Here is a 16,818-nt window from a genome sequence, read left to right on the forward strand (position 1 = left end):
TGGGCCGGGGGAGTACCTCCTCCGGCCCATCCGGCTGTCCGCTCACTGACTGTCACCGGAACGGAACCGGAGGAGCCGCCTGCGCGTCATATGGTCCAGATCATCTTAAGGAGCTACCAATGAGGTCAACTCGCACTCGCGTACTCGTCTCCGCGGTCTTTGTCGTCGCCGTACTCTCGGCCTGTGCCCAACCCGCCGACGCGCCCGGCGCGGCCGGCGGGCCCGGCGGTGACTCGCCGATCTCCGCGTCCGACCCACCGGCCGACTCCGGCCAGGCCACCAACCGGGGTACGGTCACCGGCCGGGTCCGCGCCGCCGACGGCTCACCGCTGGCCGGCGTGGCGGTCCACCCGAAGTCGCTGGACAACCCGGCCAACGCCATCCCGGAACTGCTCGTCACCACCGACGAGGCCGGAACCTTCCGGTGGACCCTGGCACCCGGCCGGTACGAGTTCCAGGCCCAGCCTCCGGCCGGCTCCACGATCACCGGCCGGGCCGCACCGCAGACCGCCACGGTGACCCTCGGCCAGACCGCCACCGTCGACTTCACCCTCGGCTGATCGACCACGGCGCAGCCCGGTCCATCGATGACGGATTCTCGCGTACGAATACGCACAGGTGACGTTCCGGCTGCTCTCAGCGATCCCACAGGAATGTCCACTAGTCTGTCGTGCGTCGTACGTCGATCCACGGTGGATGGTGTCAGAGCCCATGGTCTTCAAGAAACTGTTAGGCGCCCTCGGCGTCGGTGGTCCGAGCGTGGACACGGTGCTGTCCAACCCGAACACCCGACCCGGTCTGGTGCTCGACGGCCAGGTCAACCTCCGCGGTGGGGACGCCGCGGCCAACATCGAACACATCAGCCTGGCCCTGGTCACCCGGGTCGAGATGGAGTCCGGCGACAACGAGTACGCCGGCACGATGGAGTTCCACCGGCTGCCGGTGACCGGAGCGCTCCAGCTCGCCGCCGGCCAGCAGCTCAGCATCCCGTTCCAGCTTCCGGTGCCGTGGGAAACCCCGATCACCGACGTCTACGGTCAGCGCCTGCACGGCATGACCATGGGCCTGCGCACCGAGTTGGCGATCGCCCGCGCGGTCGACAAGGGTGACCTCGACCAGGTGTCGGTGCACCCGTTGCCGGTGCACGAGCGGATCCTCGGGGCGTTCAGCCAGCTCGGGTTCCGGTTCAAGGGCGCCGACCTGGAGCGCGGCCACCTCCGTGGGGTCCAGCAGACGCTCCCGTTCTACCAGGAGATCGAGTTCTTCGCCGCTCCGCAGTACTCGCACGTCGTACGCGAGGTCGAGCTGACCTTCGTGACCAACCAGTACAGCGTCGACGTGATCATCGAGTGCGACAAGCGGGGCGGCCTGTTCTCCGGTGGGCACGACAGCTTCGGCCGTTACTCCGTACCGCACGCCGGCGCCGAGTCGGTCGACTGGGCCCGTCAGGTCGACGGCTGGCTGAACGAGACGATCTCCGGTTACGGCAGCCGGGCCAAGCAGGGCTCGCACGGTTACGGCGGTGGGCACCACGGCGGTGGGATCGGCGGCGCCGTGGTCGGTGGGGCGCTCGGCTTCGGTGCCGGCATGCTCGCCGGTGAGGTGCTGGACGACGCGTTCGGTGGCGACGACGGCGGCGACTTCGAGGAGTAACCCGAAGGTCCGTTCACGCAGCGTGAAGGTGCTGCGGTCGCCAGGGTGAACCTGACGACCGCAGCACCGTGATGCTCAGGGGTTACCCGGTTCCGGTCGTACCTGACGGCGGACGGCTAACGATCGTCACCGCGCCACCGAGACTTGCTACCGGCCTTCGCGAGACCACGGCTGAGCATGTAACCGATGCTCAGCAGGGCGATGAAGAACCAGGCCCGGTCCGCGCGGAACACATCGATGCCCGCATTGTCGTTCCCGATGATGACCGAGGCGGCGATCACGCCACCGACGGCAGCCAGGAAGACGTAGAACTCGGTGGTCAGGAACGCGGGCTTGGTCTCGCTACCCGGCCTTCCGCGGCCACCGCGCCTACCCGGCATCATCCGCTGGTCGGACATCTGCTGGTCCGACATGTCCATGTCGTAACCCTGCATGTTTCGCGCGTCCGAGATGGGTCGGTTCATGGTGGGCTGGTCCGACATCGGTCGCTGGGACCTGGACGGAGTCTGCGTACTCATCTTTTCCTCCTCAGGATTCGATGAGGCTTACTGCGCTCCCCCGGCCCCGGACCTTTCGGCCCGAGGTGAGGGCGGCACCACCTGGCTACCCGGCCCACCTGCCGGCAAACAGCCCGGCTCCGATCGGCTTTGCCCCGGCTCGGGTCCGGCTTCGGGAACCGGCCCCGGTCCGGGTCGGGAACCGTTTAGCCGGCTGCCGCACGGGCAGGCAGCGGGCACGGATGGTTCCCATAGAGGTGGTGAGAACGTGCGCGGAGACGACAGGAAACGACAGTCGACCCGGCGGGCCGAGGATCGGGTCGGTCGGGGCGAGTACGGGCCAGCCGCGACGGACGAGGTGACCCTGCCGGGCGACGAGCGCCGGGAAGCCCAGGCACGGGACGTGGACGATCCGGCGGACGCCAAGGCCGATACCGGCGTCTGGCGCGACGGCGGCCCGACCCGGACACCACGGGGCATGGTGACCACCACCGGCGGCACCGCCGGCCCGGCGAGTGTTCGCCGGACCGGTCCGCCACGGGGCAGAGGCAAGGTGGCGCCGACCACCACCGGCGACGCCACCACCGGTGGGATGGGTACGCCGGCCGGCGGCTCGACCAGCGACCAGTCCAGTGACGCCAGCCAGGTCGGCAACTTCACCGACCGGTGAGCCCGCCCCGTCCGGGTGGGTCAGCCCAGCGCCGCCCCGGTGGTCCGCAGTACGCCGAGCCGCTGGGTGGCGCGGGTGAGCGCGACGTAGAGGTCGCTGTGGCCACGGGGTGACTCGGCCACTATCCGGTCCGGCTCCACCACCAGTACGGAGTCGAACTCCAGCCCCTTGGCCTGCGGCACGGTCAGCACCACCACCCGGCTCTCCAGTTCGGGGTGCTCGCCGATGGCCGCCTCCGGGACCGCGTCGGTGACGACCCGGCCCAGTTCGGCGGCCAGGCCCTCGGGCACGATCACCCCGAGCCGGCCGTCGTCCACCGCGCCCGCCTCGGCGAGCGTGCACTCGACCAGGCGCGCGGCCAGGTCGGCGGGGGCCACCCGCACGTCCCACGGCGGTAGGCCGGTGCTGCGTACCGCTCGGGGCGGCTCCATCGTGGGGTCGATCTCGGCCAGGACCCGGCCGGCGACCGCCATGATCTCGGCCGGGGTGCGGTAGCTGACGCTCAGTTCCCGTACCCGCCACCGGTCCGCCACGTACGGTCCGAGCACCTGCCGCCAGGAGGCGGCGCCGCCCAGCGCACCGGTCTGCGCCACGTCCCCGACCACGGTCATCGACCGGCTGGGGCAGCGGCGCATCAGCAGCCGCCAGGCCATCGGGGAGAGTTCCTGCGCCTCGTCGACGATGATGTGCCCGAAGGCCCACTTCCGGTCGGCCGCCGCCCGTTGCGCGGTGGTGAGCCGGTCGCCGGTCTCCTGCCGCTCGGCCAACTCGTCCGCGCCGAGCAGGTCGGTGACGCTGAGGATCTCACCGCCCTCCGCCTCGTCCTCGGTGTCGATCGACCGGGAGCCGAGTGCGATCTCCAGCGCGCCCTCGGCGTACTCGATCAGTTGCCGGCGTTCCCGTTCGGCCAGCGCCTGTGCGGACCGGTCGTCCTCGCCGAGCAGTTCGGCGCACTCGTCGAGCAGCGGTACGTCGGCCGGGGTGAAGCCGCCGTCGGGGTCCCGGTGCAGCAGGTCGAGTTCGGCCTCGGTGAGCCCGTCGCCGACCAGTTCCGCCCCGGCGGCGGCGATCCGTCCGGCGGAGCCGAGCAGGTCGGACAGGAGTTGTTGCGGGGTGAGCACCGGCCACAGTTCGGCCAGCGCGTCCTGGACCCCGGACTCGTCGCGCAACTCGCGCCGGATCTCGGCGAGGTCGGCCTCTTCGAGCAGGTTCTCCCCGCCGAGCGGGTCGGTGCCGATCCGCTCGGCGACCTGCCGGGCCAGCGCGTGGATGATCTCGATGTCGAAGAGCGGTTGGGCCAGGTTGTGCGGTCGCCCCGACCGCCGGGCCCGCTCCCGGGCGGCCAGCACGGTCTGCCGGTCCAGGCGCAGGGTGTCCCGCTCGACCAGCACGTCCAGGCCGTCCTCGGGCACCTGCTGGCGGTCGCGGACCGCCGCGGCGAGCAACTCGGTCATCACCGGTCGGCCCTTGATCTCGGCCACCGCCGCCGGTTCGGGCCGGGTCGCGGTGACGCCGGGGAACAGCTCGCCGACCGTACGCAGCAGCACGCCGGTTTCGGCCAGCGTCGGCAGGACCTGCGAGATGTAGCGCAGGAAGGTGGCGTTCGGGCCGACCACCAGCACGCCCCGGGTGGAGAGCTGCTGCCGGTGGGTGTAGAGCAGGTACGCGGCCCGGTGCAGTGCCACCGCGGTCTTGCCGGTGCCCGGTCCACCCTGTACCACCAGCACTCCGGGCAGGTCGGCCCGGATCACCCGGTCCTGTTCGGCCTGGATGGTCTGCACGATGTCGCCCATCCTGCCCGTCCGGCTGGCGGTGACGGCGGCCAGCAGGGCGGCCTCACCGGTCAGCCCCTCGTGCTCGGTCCTGCGGGCGGCGGCCAGGTCCAGCACCTCGTCGTTGATCCCGGTCACCTTGCGGAACCGGGTACGGATGTGCCGGCGGCGCCGTACCCCGTCGGGTGAGGCGGCGGTGGCGAGGTAGAACGAACGCGCGACCGGAGCCCGCCAGTCGATCAGCAGCGGCTCGTACTCGCCGTCCTCGTCGAAGATGCCGATCCGGCCGATGTAGCGCGGTGGACCCTCGTCGACGTCGAGTCGCCCGAAGCAGAGACCATCCTCCACCGCGCCGTACTGCTCGACCTGTTCGGCGTACATGGCGATGGTGCTGTCCCGTTGGGAGCGGGCCTGCTGCGTGCCGCCGACGCTGCGCAGCTGTCCGGCCAGGCGTTGTGCGGCCCGGTCGCGCAGCCGGTCGAGTCGGCCGTAGAGCATGGAGACATAATCCTGCTCGTGGCCGATCTCGTCGGCGGGCTGGTCATCCGAGGTTTCGGAGTACCTTGACAAACCTTCTCCCCATTAACTAAGATGTTGTGAGAACGGCATTCAACTGCCGTTCTTTTTTGCATTCAAATGACGAACATAGCGCGGCAACGGGCACCCCGACCATGGTCCTATCGGTTGGTGCCGCGAGTCCGGCTGATCGTCGAAACCATTATCGAATCGACCGGTGGGAACTGGCGCGTCGGCGCTGGGGATCCTTGCGCTCGACCCCGCACGAGTTCCGCCGGCCGGCATCGCCCGTGGGCGACACCGACCGGCGGATTCGGTCGGAGCGGATCAGGTCACGGCCGCGGTCAGCGCGGGACCGCGGCCACCTCGTACAGCCGTTGCGGGGTGACCGCGCCGGCCAGCACCCGGCCGTCGTCGAGCAGCAGCACGTTGACCAGCTTCGTGGTGAACAGCCGCCCGCTGCCCCAGTCGCCGCTCACCTTCGGGAACGAGCCGAGCAGATTGCCCAGCACGTCCGCCGAACCGAGCGGGTTGCCGGGCTGGGCGCCGCCGTCGGCCGCCGGGAGCTTCCCGGCCGCCAGCTCGGCCGGTACCCGACCGACCAGGACCGTGGTCCAGCCGGTGCCGACGGTCGTCGGCGAGTCCGCCGCCGGGCCGCTGTCGTGTGGCTTCCGGGCGGTCCGGTCACCGGTGCTCTCGGTCACCTTCGTACCCGGCGGCGGGTTGAAGGTGAACTGACTGTCGCCCGGCCGGTTGAAGTCGACCTGGGTGAAGGCCAGCTCGAAGGCGGGTTCCTCGCTGCCCTCGGCGAACAACTCGAACCGCAGCGGCAGGTGCTCCTCGGCGTCGATGGCGATCCGCACCTGGCCGACCAGGGAGGCCGCGTCCCGGGGCTGCAACACCAATTCGTACGCGTCCCGCCCGGCGATGGTCGCGGACCGGCCCACCGTCACCTCGGTGCTCGGGTCGATCGCCGCCAACGCCCGGTCGGCCGCCTCCTGCGGAGTCGACGGCAGCCCGGCCGGGCCGGACCCGCCGGTGTGGCCAGCCTCGTCACCGGCCAGCGCGGCGGGCAGCCGGTGGTGGGTGGCCTCGTTGGACTGGCTGCGCCAGGTCCACACGTCGGCACCGTTGCGGACGATGTCGCTCTCCCCGAGGGTGCCGAGCAACGCCACCCTGGCCTTGTCCGGGCCGGCGTACCAGACCCGGAGGGTGTGCGTACCCGAGGCGAGCGCGGTCAGGTCGGAACTGCCGGACCCGGCGATGCCCGCCAGGGCGGGCAGACCCAGGTCGGCCCGCTGCACCACGGTGCCGGAGAAGCCCTCCACCTGGGCGGTCTGAAGGTCGACCAGGAGTTGGGCGGCGCTGCGCGGTGGCAGCGCCGGCTCGGCGTTCGCGCTGAGTGTGCCGATCGCGGCGCCGCCGCCGATGACCACCGCCGCCGCGGCGACCGGTACCAGCCAGCGCAGGGCCGGGCGGTTCGTGAAAACTGACATGTAGCACCTCCTGCCCCCATGGTGCCCCGTCGGTGCTGTGGTCCGGCTGAGAGGTGGTGTGGCCCCACCCGTTCGCGGTGGCACCCTTGGCGGGTGCGGTTGCTGGTGGTGGAGGACGAGGCGCGGCTCGCCGCGGCGCTCCAGCGTGGGTTGCAGGCCGAGGGATTCGCGGTCGACGTGGCCGGCGACGGCCTGACCGGGCTCGACCTGGCCCGGCACGGCGGCTACGACGCGATGATCCTCGACGTGATGCTGCCCGGCCTCTCCGGTTACCGGGTGGTGCGCCAACTGCGGGCCGAGCAGCAGTGGCTGCCGGTGCTGATGCTGTCGGCCAAGGACGGCGAGTACGACCAGGCCGACGGGCTGGACTGCGGCGCGGACGACTACCTCACCAAACCCTTCTCGTACGTCGTGCTGCTGGCCCGGCTGCGCGCGTTGCTGCGTCGGGGCGCGCCCCAGCGACCGACGGTGTTGACCCTCGGCGACCTCAGCCTCGACCCGGCCCGACGGCGGGTGACCAGCGGCGACGCCGAGATCGAGCTGACCGCCCGCGAGTACGGCCTGCTGGAGTACCTGCTGCGCCGGGCCGGGCAGGTGGTCTCCAAGACCGAGCTGCTGGACCATGTCTGGGACGCCAGCCTGGAGACCGCGCCGAACGCGGTCGAGGTCTACGTCGGCTACCTGCGCCGCAAGATCGGTCGGGACCGGTTGCAGACCGTCCGGGGTGCCGGTTACCGGCTGACCGCATGAGCCCGCGTAGCGGCCTGCGGCGCCGGTCCGTCGCCCCGCCGGCCGCCCCCGGCCGGTCCGACGGCGGCGGGGACCGGGCCGGCCGGAAGCGGTTCTTCCTGACATTGAGCCTGCGTACCCGGTTGATGGTGATCGGCGTCGCGGGGCTGGCCGCCGGGTTGTTCGTGGGTGGGGTGCTGCTGGTCGGCGCGCTCGGCTGGGCGCTGCAACGCACCGTCGACACCGAGGCGTTCAAGACCGCCGACGCGGTTGCCATGCTGACCGCCGAGAACGCCCTGCCGGACCCGCTTCCGGTCGCCGGGGCCGAGGTACGGGTCCAGGTGATCGACCAGCGGTCGCGGATCCTGGCCGCCAGCATTGACGCCGATCGCCTGGTGCCGATGCTGAACCGGGAGCAGCTCGCCCGTACCCACGATCGGTCCGGGGTCTACATCCCCGGTCGGCAGATCGGCCTGACCGGCCCGGTACGCGTGGTCGCGGTGCCCGCCGGGCCGCCCGACGACCCGCAGACCGTACTGGTGGCGAAGTCGATGACCGACGTGGCGCACAGCGTGAAGATGGTCCGGGCCATCCTCCTGGTCGGGTTCCCGCTGCTGCTGGTCCTGCTCGCGGTGGTGGCCTGGCGGGTGATCGGCGCGACCCTGCGTCCGGTGGAGGCGCTGCGGGCCGGGGCCGAGGAGATCACCGGCGGTGCCCGGCCGGGACAGTTGCCGGTACCGGCGTCCCGCGACGAGATCCATCGGTTGGCGGTCACCCTCAACGGCATGCTCGACCGGCTGGAGTCGGCCCGGGTACGTCAGCGGGCCTTCGTCGCCGACGCCGCCCACGAGTTGCGCAGCCCACTGACGAACATGCGTACGCAGTTGGAGGTGGCGCAGCACCTCGGCGCCCGTACGGACTGGCCGGCGGTCGCCGACGACCTGCTCGCCGACACCAAGCGGCTGAGCCGGCTCGTCGACGACCTGCTGCTGCTCGCGCGGGCGGACGACGGAACACCCCGGCCGCGCAGGTCGAGCGGCCCGGTCGAGCTGGTGGAACTGGTCGTCGGTGTGGCCCAGCGCTACCCGTCGCCGCCGGTACGGGTCGAGCCGCCGGACGGCCCGGTGTGGGTGCAGGGGGAGCCGGACGCGTTGGACCGGGTGCTGGCGAACCTGCTCGACAACGCCGTACGGCACGCGGCCGGCGAGGTGGTGGTGGCCGTGCTGCCGCAGCCGCAGGACGGCGCGGACTGGCACCTGGTGACCGTCACCGATGACGGTCCGGGCATCCCGGCGGTGGACCGGGACCGGGTGTTCGACCGGTTCACCCGGCTGGACGACGCCCGTACCCGGGACAGCGGCGGTGCCGGCCTGGGCCTCGCCATCGTCCGCGAGCTGGTACGCCGGCAGGGCGGCACGGTCCGGCTGGCCGACGCGGGCGCCGACGCCGGTGGTACCCGTTCCGGCGCCGGCCCCGGCCTGCGGGTGGAGGTGCGCCTCCCGGCGGCGGCCCGGTTGCCCGATTGACCGGCGTGACCGCGGTGGCGGCTCCGGTCAGCTGGCCCCGGACCGGTTGGTGCAGACCGGCTTGGTCCGGCCGACCAGGTCCACCGAGTAGACGACGGCCACCGTGAAGCAGTAGTCGGTGTTCCGGTTCAGCGAGTAGACGATGAAACTGGTGGTCCCCGGCGCCAACTCGTAGATCGCCCGTGGGTCCTGGCCGGTGCGTCCGGCCGACACCACTATCGGGCCCTCGGCGCCGGGCGGGTAGACCCAGCTCAGGTTCACGCTGTCCCGGCTGTCCCGGATCGCCAGGGCGGTGGGCGGTGCACCGGGGGAGACCTGCGGCCCGGCGACCGGGCCGGGCGGTGCGCCGGCCCCGGGCGTCGTACTCGCGGCCGGGCCGCTCGGCGTCGGCCCGGTGGGGCCGGTCGGGTCCGGGTCCGAGCCGCTGGTCAGGGCGAACCCGGCGACCACGGCGACCGTGCCGAGCAGCACCACGACCAGGCCGGCGACGATAACCGGCAGGGTCCGCCGCAGTGGTCGGCGCGGCGGCTGGTAGATCCGGACCGGCACCTTGGCCTGCGGGCGGCGCTCCGGCAGGTGCCTGGTCCCGCCGGCTTCGCGGGACGGCTCCCGGCCACCGCCGGGGTCGGCCGCCATGCCCGGTACGGCGGGCGGCAGCGGGGACGATCCGGCACCCGGTGTGCCGCGGCTCCAGCCGGTGTCGGGCGGTGCGTGGTCCCAACCGGCGCCGGGCGGTGCGTGGTCCCAGTCGGTGCCGGTGGGTTCGCGGGCCCAGGAGTCGTTGTCCGGGTCGGCGGGGTGCTCGGTCCGCCAGCCGGCCCGGCCGGTGGACGTCCAGCCGGCCCGGTGGTCGTCGAGGCCGTCGACGGGCTCGTCGGCGGGGTCGGACTCGGCCCGGTCGGGCGGCCACCACTGGTTGTCCCGGTCGGCCGGGCGGTTGTCGGACGGGGGGTAGACGGTGTCGGCCGACGACGCGCCGGGGCCGAACGGCCCGTGGTCGACCGGGAGCCGGGGCGGTGGCACGCGGGGCGGCGGCATCCTGGGCGGTACGGCCGGTGGTGGCGGCTCGGTCGGCGCGGTGTGGCTGCCGCCCGGAATCGGGTACGCCTGCGCCGCGGCGGCGTAGCTGTCGGCCGGATCGGGGTAACCGGCGCCGGTGGAGGCGTCCGACGGCGCCGGATACCCGACCGCAGAGGAATGCTCGGCCGGCGCCGAATACCCGGTGGAGGAATGCTCGGCCGCCACCGGGTAGGCGCTGGGGGAGGCCGGGGCCGGGTACGCGGCGGGGGAGGTCGGGGCGGGGTACGTGTCGGCCGGGGCCGGATACGTGGCGGCGGCGGACGGGTAGGTGTCCACCGGTCCGCCGGTGCGGGTGCCCGTTTCCGTCGCGCCATCGGGATCGGCCGACTCGCCGTCCCGGCAGGTGTGGTCGGGATTCGCCGCCGCTCGGGCGAGGGCCGCCACCTGGATGGCGAGCGGATGGTCGGCGGTCAGGTGCTCCCGGCACAGCTCCCGGGCCAGGGCCAGGTGCTCGTGTGCCTCGGTGAAGTGGCCGCAGTCGCGCTGCATCGAGCCGAGCCGGGCGAGCATCCGGATTCCGCTGACGTGGCCGTCGCCGTACACCTCGCGGTGCAGTTCCCAGGCGTCCTCAAGCCGGTTTCGGGCGAGTTGGCACTCGCCCTGGGCGTACTCCACCGTGGCCAGGTCGGCGTGGGCGGCGAGCACCCGCAGGGATTCCGGGCCGTCGGTCGCGGTCAGCTCGATGATCACGTCGCGGTAGAGCCGGGCCGCCCGTTCATGACTGCCGACCCGGTGCAGTACGGCCGCGAGGGTGGCCGCGCTGGCGACCGTACGCTGGTCGGCCGGGCCGTAGAGCCGGTCGGCCGCGGCGTACGCGAACGCGGCCCAGCCCCGGGCGGAGTGCGGTTCGCCGAGGGCGACCAGCACCCTTGCCTGGAGCCCGGCCGCCTCGACCAGTTCGGGTGAGGCGTTTGCCGGGCTGGGATCGGCGCTGTTGAGGGCGGCACCGAGCAGTTCCTGCGCGCCGGCGAGGTCGCCGGAGGCCACGAGCTGTTGCGCCTGGGGGGTGAGATCGCCGAAGCCGGGAGACACGTCCCATCGTGCTGGTCCAGCGACGTTCAGTACAAGGGGCCGATGGGGGGCAGTTTGGTCATGATGCCGGACGTTTCGGGTCGAGATGGTCGACCAATGCTTCGCTGATCCGCCGCAGTTGGTCGATCTGTGCTGGGCTGAGCGGATCGAACAGGTGCCGGCGTACGCCCTCGACGTGTCCGGGTGCGGCGGCGGCGAGGGCCGCGAATCCGGCGTCGGTGAGGACGGCGTTCTGCCCGCGCCGGTCGGTGGGACAGTTCTCCCGCCGTACCCAGCCGGTCTGCTCCAGTCGTCCGACGGCGTGGGACAGGCGGCTGCGGGACGACCCGGTCGCGTCGGCGAGTTCGCTCATCCGCAGCCGGCGGCCGGGTGCCTCGGAGAGGTGCACCAGGATGACGTAGTAGGCGTGTGGCACACCGGCGTCGTGTTGGAGCTCCCGGTCGAGCGTCTCCATCAGCGACTGGGTCGCGGCGAGGAAGGTCCGCCAGGTGCGCTGTTCGTCGGGATCGAGCCACCGGGTCATGGACGGAGTCTAGCCCGCTTAGTTGAACGCTCAACTATCTCGCGCTACCGTGGGCGCATGGGTATCCATCGGCTCAACCACGCCGTCCTCTTCGTCAGCGACGTCGCCCGCAGCGTCGCCTTCTACCGCGACGTGCTCGGCTTCCGGCCGGTCGCGATGACCCCGGACAACTTCGCCGGTGCCGCGTTCCTCCAGGCGCCGGGTTCCACCAACGACCACGACCTCGGCCTGTTCGAGCTGGGCGCGGGCGCCGGACCGTCGGCCGCCGGGCGCAGCACGGTCGGGCTCTACCACCTCGCCTGGGAGGTCGACACGCTGGACGAACTCGCGGCCACGGCGGTCCGGCTCGGCGAGGTCGGCGCGCTCGCCGGCAGCTCCGACCACGGCACCACCAAGAGCCTCTACGCCCGTGACCCGGACGGGTTGGAGTTCGAGGTGGTCTGGCTGGTCCCGGCCGACCGGCTCGACGACGCGGCGCTCGCCGCGCGCAAGCGGATCGGCCGGCTCGACCTCGATCGGGAGAAGCAGCGGTACGGCGGCCAGACGCGCGGCGGCGTCGGCATCTCCGTACCGGTCTGAGCGGCGGCCCGGCTCGACCGGGCGGGGCGGATGTGACAGCACCGGCGGGGCACGGTAGAACCGCAGCATGGTTCCCGATCCGATCGCCGGCCTCGTCCGTGAGCTGCTCGTCCGTCAGGTTGCCGAGTGGGCGCCGGGCGCCCTGCACCGGGGCCGCCGGGCGACCGTCGTGTACGCCTACGGCGGCCCGGACACCGGCACGGTCGGGTCGGTCCTGCGGGTGTTCACCGGGCTGGCCGAGCCGTTACGGGGCCGCCGGCTGGCGGTGGTGGTGCTCGCCGCGCAACCGGGTGACCCGGGGCTCGCCGCCGACCAGTCCGGCCTGCCCGCCGAGGTGAGCCTGTACGCCGTACCCGGTGCTCCGGACCGGCTGGGCGTGGTGCTCAAGGCGGCCGGCGCGGCCGGTGCCCCGGTGCTGGCGCTGCTCGACGCGAGCGACGGACCGACGCCGTCCCCGGCCACGTTCGCGGCGCTGGCCGCCGGCCGGCCGGCGGAGTTGCTGCTGATCCTCGGCGACCGGTCCCGCGCCGGGTCGGATCACCGCCGCACGCTGCCGGAAGCCGGATTCGACCTGGTCAGCGAGGTGGAACTGGTCACCGAGCCGGATCCGGGCGCCGAACGCGAGGCGGGCGCCGAACGCGAGGCGGGCGCTGAGCCGGATCCGGGCGCCGCGCCGGGTCGGGCCGGTGGGGCGGATTCGGCGGGTGTGCCGGGGCGCGGGTCGCGGCTGGTGGTCTTCGGCACCTCGTCCGGCAAGCGGTTGGAGGCGTTCAAGGACGGGATCTGGGCGCTCGGCCACGGCACCGGGGTGCGCTACCGCGACCCGTACGGGCCGGGGCCGTCGGTGGACGTGCCGCCGACGGCCCCGGACCCGCTCGGGTCGCGGCTGCTGACCCGGCTCGCCACCGGTGGTCCCGCCACGGTCAGCGAACTACGTCTGTTCACGGTGACGCGGACCGTCTACCGGGCAGAGGACGCCAACCGGGCGTTGACCGGACTGCTCGCCGCGGGTCTGGTCAGCCGGGAACCCGCGACCGGGCGGCTCGGCGGCGACGTACTGGTCGAGGCGGTCGGGCCCGTACCGGACCCGGCGGTCGGCTGACCGTTTCCCGGCTTCGGAACCGCTGCGGGGCCGGCGGGTCACCGGCCCCGCAGCGAGGTTCGGGGAGTCAGCGCTTGTCCTGCTTCCAGGACAGCGGTCCGGGCAGGTCGACGCGGTGTGCGCGAGCCCTGGAGTTCCACGACCAGCGTCCGATCTTGATGCTCCATGAGGAAAAGCCGTTTTCGGTGAAGTTCAGGATCAGCGGGCCGTACTTCTTGCGCTTGCGGAACATCAGACCCATGGCTGTGCTCCCTTCGTTGGAACGTCTATGTCGGGGGACGGCTCGAAGGTTCCCCCGGCGCCGGTCCGGCAAACCTCCGGCCGTCCTCATCGGACGGTCGGGACCCGGCGACAGCCCCGCCGACCACGAGAAGCATCGATATGTAATCCTACTTAACACGTGGAGATAGAGGAGTTTTTCTGGGCATCATGTCGCGAGTCGATCTGTTAGCTGATCAAATGTCCCGAATGGTGGATGGGGGTTGACCGGTTCACCCGGCAGCGGCAGCATGGGGGGAGGCGATGGCGGGCCGCGCCTGTCAATCCCATTTCCCACGACCGCGTTCTCCTGCGGCCAACCCGGTCCGTCCGGCAGGTCACCGCCCCCGCCGTCGAGCTGGTCCGAACCCCGTGCCGCACAGCCACCGGTAGCGGTCGCTCCCGCTCCGGTCGTCGGCCGCCGCTGTCCGAGACCACGCTCCCTGATCCGTTGTGCAGCCCGGCCGCCACCCGCCCTCGGGTGAGTCGACCCAGCAACGCTGAGGAGGGACACCATGATCGTCACCGTGTCCGGCGATCCGCGTCCGCAGTCATCCACCCTGGACCTGGCCGAACGGGCCAGTGCCGCGATCGCCGCTCACCTCGGCCAACCGGCACCGGTCACCGTCGACCTCGCCTGGCTGGCCCCGCACCTGCTCGTCCCGGACAGCCCCGAGGTCACCAAGGCGGTGGACCTGATCTGTCGGGCCAGTCTGCTGGTGGTCGCCACGCCGACCAGACAGGGCGGCTACGCGGGCGTACTCAAGCTTCTGGGGGAGGCCCTGCCCGCCGCCGGCCTGCTCGGGATCGGCGCGGTGCCGGTGGTGACCGCACCCGAGCCGCGCGGCACCCACGAGACACACCGGCAGCTCGCCGACTGGCTCACCGCCCTGGGCGCGTCGGTGGTGGACCCGCCACTGCTGGTGCCGGACACCCTCGCCGCCCGGCCGAGAGCGGTGGCGCTGGCGTACGCGGCCCGGCTCTTCAGCGACCGAGCCGCCGTACCGAGCCGCCGCGCGGTACGACTGTCCGCCTGACGGGTCCCGCCCCTCGGGGCGGCCCGGTCAGCGTGGCTGCCAGGCGTCCGGCCGGGTGGTCAGTTTCCGTACGTGCGCGGGCATCCGACCACTGACCAGTTCGGCGAGGCTCACCTCGTCCACCACGTCGCGTACCGCCGCCCGGACCGCGACCCACAGTCGGGGCAGGTTCTCGGCGGCACCGTCGTACCGGGTCTCCTCGGGGCGCAGCCCGCGTACGCCGGCAAGCGGGCCGTCGACGGCCCGCAGGATCGTCCCGACGCTGACCTCGCGGGGTGGATTGGCCAGGGTGTAGCCGCCCTCCGCGCCCCGCTGCGCCCGCACGATGCCGGCGCGGCGCAGGTCGGCGAGCACCGCTTCGAGGAACTTGCGCGGCATGTCCTGCTGTTGGGCGATGGCCTGGGCCGACATCAGCGACGGGTACGCCGAGGCGAGACTCAGTGCCGCCCGGACCGCGTAGTCGCCGCGCGCTGAGATTTGCACGACTCCATCATGCCTGCGGACACCGCCGAGCAGGCAGCAGGCTCGCTCTTATCCGAATACGGACGCGTGCTTCGGCGAACCGACCAGCGGGCCGGGCCCGACCGGACGCTGTCCCGGCACCCGCTGTTGGCCGCTCGCCCCGCTCCCGCCGCCACTCCCGGCCCCGTTACCGCCGCCGCCACTCCCGGCCCCGCCACTCCCGGCCCCGCCACTCCCGGCCCCGGCACCTCCGGCACCGTTGCCGCCGGCCGCGCCGATGCCGGCGAGCGGGGATGGGCCGGCGCCGCCGAGTGCCACTCCCGTACCGCGGCCGGCGTGCGGGTCGCCGCGGTCCAGACCGGCCCGGAAATTACCCGGGCTCTGGCCGACCTCGCGCTGGAAGAACCGGCCGAAGTTGGTCGGCTCGGGGAAGCCGAGCCGGCGTCCGACGTCGGCGATCGGCTCGTCGGTCGCCGCCAGCAGCCGCCGGGCCTGCAACGTCACCCGGTCGTCGACCAGCTGCTTGGCGCTGCGGCCGGTCGCCGCCAGGCAGGCGCGGGTCAGCGTACGCACCGAGCAGCCCAGCCGGGCGGCGTAGTCCTCCACCCGCCGGCTGCTCCGGTAGTGCTCCTCGATCTCCCGGCGCAGCCGCCGGTAGGTGTCGGTCGACTCCGCGTTCGTCTGGCGGGCCGACGCGGGTACGGGTGCGGTGGGAACCGGTCGGGTGGCCGAGGGTACGGCCGCCGGACCGGCGGGCAGCAGGGCCAGTCGGAGCAGTAACACCGCGAGCTGGTGGCGGAGCAGTTCGGCGGCGAGTGGGCCGCCGCCGTGACGCTGGCAGTCCACCACCAGTTGGCTCACCTCGTTGATCACCGCATCCTGGTCCTCACCGGCGAGCTGCCAGTGGACGGCACCGAACGGAACGCCGGTGCCGCCGTCGGGGGCGAGTCGGGCCAACGCGTCACCCGTCCAGCAGACCACCACCGCGTCCAGCCCGCTCGGGCCGTCGGCGCGGATCAGCTGTCCGGGCCGGACCAGGATCAGCGTGCCGGGTCGGCACTGGTACGTGCGGAAGTCGACCTCGTACGTCCCGTGCCCGACGGTCACCAGGACCAGCACGTGGTGGTCGAGCAGCAGCGGTCGGCCCGGTCCGGGATCGACCGCCAACTCGCGCAGCGTCGTGGTGCCGATGCCCGCCCATTCCGGTACGGAGGCGGACCCGGCCGTGTCGGGGGAAGTCTGACCGAAACGGACCATCCGCCTGACGGTAGCGGCAGCTCAACCGTCGCGCATCTGCGCGCGCCGAGGCGTGACTGATCGATTGCGCTGTGCTGACCGGATGGGACCATCGAGAACCCGGCCGGCGGCCGGTGCCGTACGGGCGGGTCGGATCGGGCCGCCGGCGGTCGCGGTTACTGACCGGGCGTACGGTCGTCGATGCCGTACACCAGCAGTTCGCGGACCCGCTCGGCGTCGAAGGTGGCGCCCGCGCGCTCCAGCAGCGTCGGGTCGTCGTCGATCGCGAACTCCGCCAGCACCTCGGTCTCCTCCGCCTGGATGTGCTGGGTGACGGCGTCGCCGAACTCCCGGAGCGCCTGCTCGAACTTCCGGCTGTCCGGGTCGCTCGACCGCAGCGTGTCCAGCCGCTCCTCGGCCGGGCCGAGGTCCGGCATCAGGGGCGCCGGTCCCGCCGCCCGGTCGGGCGAGGAGTCCGCGGCGACCAGCAGGGGGTAGACCCGCTCGGTGGCCCGCCGGTGCGCGGCCAGCCGGGCGGCGACCTCGTCCACCACCGCTACCCGGTCGACGGCGGTGTCCCGCAGTTGGTGGAGCAGTTTCTCCAGGACCCGATGGTCCTGCTGGATCAGGCTTACCGCGTCGGTCATCGT

Annotated in this window: 17 protein-coding genes; 8 read left to right on the plus strand and 9 right to left on the minus strand. The window is 72.7% G+C overall.

Annotation, left to right across the window (positions count from 1 at the left end; translation table 11 throughout):
• Window positions 1-119 precede the first annotated feature (119 nt).
• Together OG792_RS09335 and OG792_RS09340 are read left to right on the plus strand one after the other, a co-directional pair.
• Entirely contained in the window at window positions 120-560 is a 441-nt protein-coding gene (locus OG792_RS09335; protein ID WP_329108824.1) for a carboxypeptidase-like regulatory domain-containing protein, read from the plus strand.
• A gap of 151 nt (window positions 561-711) precedes the next feature.
• Complete coding sequence (locus OG792_RS09340; protein ID WP_329108825.1) at window positions 712-1,653, plus strand: sporulation protein; 942 nt, start codon at window positions 712-714, stop codon at window positions 1,651-1,653.
• A gap of 116 nt (window positions 1,654-1,769) precedes the next feature.
• On the opposite strand, the gene OG792_RS09345 is transcribed toward OG792_RS09340, so the two are convergent.
• Window positions 1,770-2,171 (minus strand): hypothetical protein, encoded by a 402-nt coding sequence (locus tag OG792_RS09345; RefSeq protein ID WP_329108827.1) that lies wholly within the window; start codon window positions 2,169-2,171, stop codon window positions 1,770-1,772.
• Between the two features lie 247 nt (window positions 2,172-2,418).
• Between OG792_RS09345 and OG792_RS09350 the strand changes: the two genes are divergently transcribed.
• Complete coding sequence (locus OG792_RS09350; RefSeq protein ID WP_329108828.1) at window positions 2,419-2,820, plus strand: hypothetical protein; 402 nt, start codon at window positions 2,419-2,421, stop codon at window positions 2,818-2,820.
• Between the two features lie 20 nt (window positions 2,821-2,840).
• Here the strand turns inward: OG792_RS09350 and OG792_RS09355 are convergent, their stop codons facing one another.
• Together OG792_RS09355 and OG792_RS09360 are read right to left on the minus strand one after the other, a co-directional pair.
• A complete protein-coding gene (locus OG792_RS09355; protein ID WP_329111175.1) occupies window positions 2,841-5,090 on the minus strand; it encodes a HelD family protein in 2,250 nt (749 codons plus the stop codon).
• A gap of 362 nt (window positions 5,091-5,452) precedes the next feature.
• Window positions 5,453-6,604: a LolA family protein gene (locus OG792_RS09360; protein ID WP_329108829.1), complete on the minus strand. Its 1,152-nt coding sequence runs from the start codon at window positions 6,602-6,604 to the stop codon at window positions 5,453-5,455.
• 93 nt (window positions 6,605-6,697) lie between these two features.
• On the opposite strand from OG792_RS09360, the gene OG792_RS09365 reads away from it, so the two are divergent.
• Both OG792_RS09365 and OG792_RS09370 read left to right on the plus strand, forming a co-directional pair.
• On the plus strand, window positions 6,698-7,354 hold the full coding sequence (locus OG792_RS09365; protein ID WP_329108830.1) for a response regulator transcription factor: 657 nt from the start codon (window positions 6,698-6,700) through the stop codon (window positions 7,352-7,354).
• A 125-nt stretch (window positions 7,355-7,479) separates the two neighbouring features.
• Complete coding sequence (locus OG792_RS09370; RefSeq protein WP_329111176.1) at window positions 7,480-8,859, plus strand: sensor histidine kinase; 1,380 nt, start codon at window positions 7,480-7,482, stop codon at window positions 8,857-8,859.
• A gap of 27 nt (window positions 8,860-8,886) precedes the next feature.
• Here OG792_RS09370 and OG792_RS09375 read toward each other — a convergent pair whose 3' ends face one another.
• Together OG792_RS09375 and OG792_RS09380 are read right to left on the minus strand one after the other, a co-directional pair.
• Window positions 8,887-10,971, minus strand: coding sequence for a tetratricopeptide repeat protein (locus tag OG792_RS09375; RefSeq protein ID WP_329108831.1), 2,085 nt, complete (start codon window positions 10,969-10,971; stop codon window positions 8,887-8,889).
• A 58-nt stretch (window positions 10,972-11,029) separates the two neighbouring features.
• Complete coding sequence (locus tag OG792_RS09380) at window positions 11,030-11,494, minus strand: MarR family winged helix-turn-helix transcriptional regulator (protein WP_329108832.1); 465 nt, start codon at window positions 11,492-11,494, stop codon at window positions 11,030-11,032.
• Window positions 11,495-11,551: 57 nt separating this feature from the next.
• Here OG792_RS09380 and OG792_RS09385 point away from each other — a divergent pair, with 57 nt between their 5' ends.
• Both OG792_RS09385 and OG792_RS09390 read left to right on the plus strand, forming a co-directional pair.
• Complete coding sequence (locus tag OG792_RS09385) at window positions 11,552-12,073, plus strand: VOC family protein (protein ID WP_329108833.1); 522 nt, start codon at window positions 11,552-11,554, stop codon at window positions 12,071-12,073.
• Window positions 12,074-12,140: 67 nt separating this feature from the next.
• Window positions 12,141-13,175 (plus strand): hypothetical protein, encoded by a 1,035-nt coding sequence (locus OG792_RS09390; protein WP_329108834.1) that lies wholly within the window; start codon window positions 12,141-12,143, stop codon window positions 13,173-13,175.
• A gap of 67 nt (window positions 13,176-13,242) precedes the next feature.
• Here the strand turns inward: OG792_RS09390 and OG792_RS09395 are convergent, their stop codons facing one another.
• Complete coding sequence (locus tag OG792_RS09395; protein ID WP_329108835.1) at window positions 13,243-13,416, minus strand: DUF4236 domain-containing protein; 174 nt, start codon at window positions 13,414-13,416, stop codon at window positions 13,243-13,245.
• A gap of 532 nt (window positions 13,417-13,948) precedes the next feature.
• Here OG792_RS09395 and OG792_RS09400 point away from each other — a divergent pair.
• Window positions 13,949-14,470, plus strand: coding sequence for an NAD(P)H-dependent oxidoreductase (locus OG792_RS09400; RefSeq protein ID WP_329108836.1), 522 nt, complete (start codon window positions 13,949-13,951; stop codon window positions 14,468-14,470).
• Window positions 14,471-14,497: 27 nt separating this feature from the next.
• Here the strand turns inward: OG792_RS09400 and OG792_RS09405 are convergent, their stop codons facing one another.
• The 3 genes from OG792_RS09405 to OG792_RS09415 form a co-directional block, all read right to left on the minus strand.
• On the minus strand, window positions 14,498-14,953 hold the full coding sequence (locus OG792_RS09405) for an RrF2 family transcriptional regulator (RefSeq protein WP_329108837.1): 456 nt from the start codon (window positions 14,951-14,953) through the stop codon (window positions 14,498-14,500).
• Between the two features lie 48 nt (window positions 14,954-15,001).
• A complete protein-coding gene (locus OG792_RS09410) occupies window positions 15,002-16,189 on the minus strand; it encodes a helix-turn-helix domain-containing protein (RefSeq protein ID WP_329108838.1) in 1,188 nt (395 codons plus the stop codon).
• Window positions 16,190-16,344: 155 nt separating this feature from the next.
• Complete coding sequence (locus tag OG792_RS09415; protein ID WP_329108839.1) at window positions 16,345-16,815, minus strand: hemerythrin domain-containing protein; 471 nt, start codon at window positions 16,813-16,815, stop codon at window positions 16,345-16,347.
• Between the last annotated feature and the right edge of the window lie 3 nt (window positions 16,816-16,818).

The sequence above is a fragment of the Micromonospora sp. NBC_01699 genome (assembly GCF_036250065.1).
In the GTDB taxonomy this organism is placed as follows: domain Bacteria; phylum Actinomycetota; class Actinomycetes; order Mycobacteriales; family Micromonosporaceae; genus Micromonospora_G.

Coding starts and splice junctions, on each gene's coding strand:
- OG792_RS09410 (WP_329108838.1), bottom strand. CDS start 16,189: ATGGTCCGTTTCGGTCAGACTTCCCCCGACACGGCCGGGTCCGCCTCC.
- OG792_RS09360 (WP_329108829.1), bottom strand. CDS start 6,604: ATGTCAGTTTTCACGAACCGCCCGGCCCTGCGCTGGCTGGTACCGGTC.
- OG792_RS09390 (WP_329108834.1), top strand. CDS start 12,141: ATGGTTCCCGATCCGATCGCCGGCCTCGTCCGTGAGCTGCTCGTCCGT.
- OG792_RS09395 (WP_329108835.1), bottom strand. CDS start 13,416: ATGGGTCTGATGTTCCGCAAGCGCAAGAAGTACGGCCCGCTGATCCTG.
- OG792_RS09415 (WP_329108839.1), bottom strand. CDS start 16,815: ATGACCGACGCGGTAAGCCTGATCCAGCAGGACCATCGGGTCCTGGAG.
- OG792_RS09385 (WP_329108833.1), top strand. CDS start 11,552: ATGGGTATCCATCGGCTCAACCACGCCGTCCTCTTCGTCAGCGACGTC.
- OG792_RS09380 (WP_329108832.1), bottom strand. CDS start 11,494: ATGACCCGGTGGCTCGATCCCGACGAACAGCGCACCTGGCGGACCTTC.
- OG792_RS09335 (WP_329108824.1), top strand. CDS start 120: ATGAGGTCAACTCGCACTCGCGTACTCGTCTCCGCGGTCTTTGTCGTC.
- OG792_RS09400 (WP_329108836.1), top strand. CDS start 13,949: ATGATCGTCACCGTGTCCGGCGATCCGCGTCCGCAGTCATCCACCCTG.
- OG792_RS09355 (WP_329111175.1), bottom strand. CDS start 5,090: ATGCTCTACGGCCGACTCGACCGGCTGCGCGACCGGGCCGCACAACGC.
- OG792_RS09370 (WP_329111176.1), top strand. CDS start 7,480: ATGGTGATCGGCGTCGCGGGGCTGGCCGCCGGGTTGTTCGTGGGTGGG.
- OG792_RS09340 (WP_329108825.1), top strand. CDS start 712: ATGGTCTTCAAGAAACTGTTAGGCGCCCTCGGCGTCGGTGGTCCGAGC.
- OG792_RS09345 (WP_329108827.1), bottom strand. CDS start 2,171: ATGAGTACGCAGACTCCGTCCAGGTCCCAGCGACCGATGTCGGACCAG.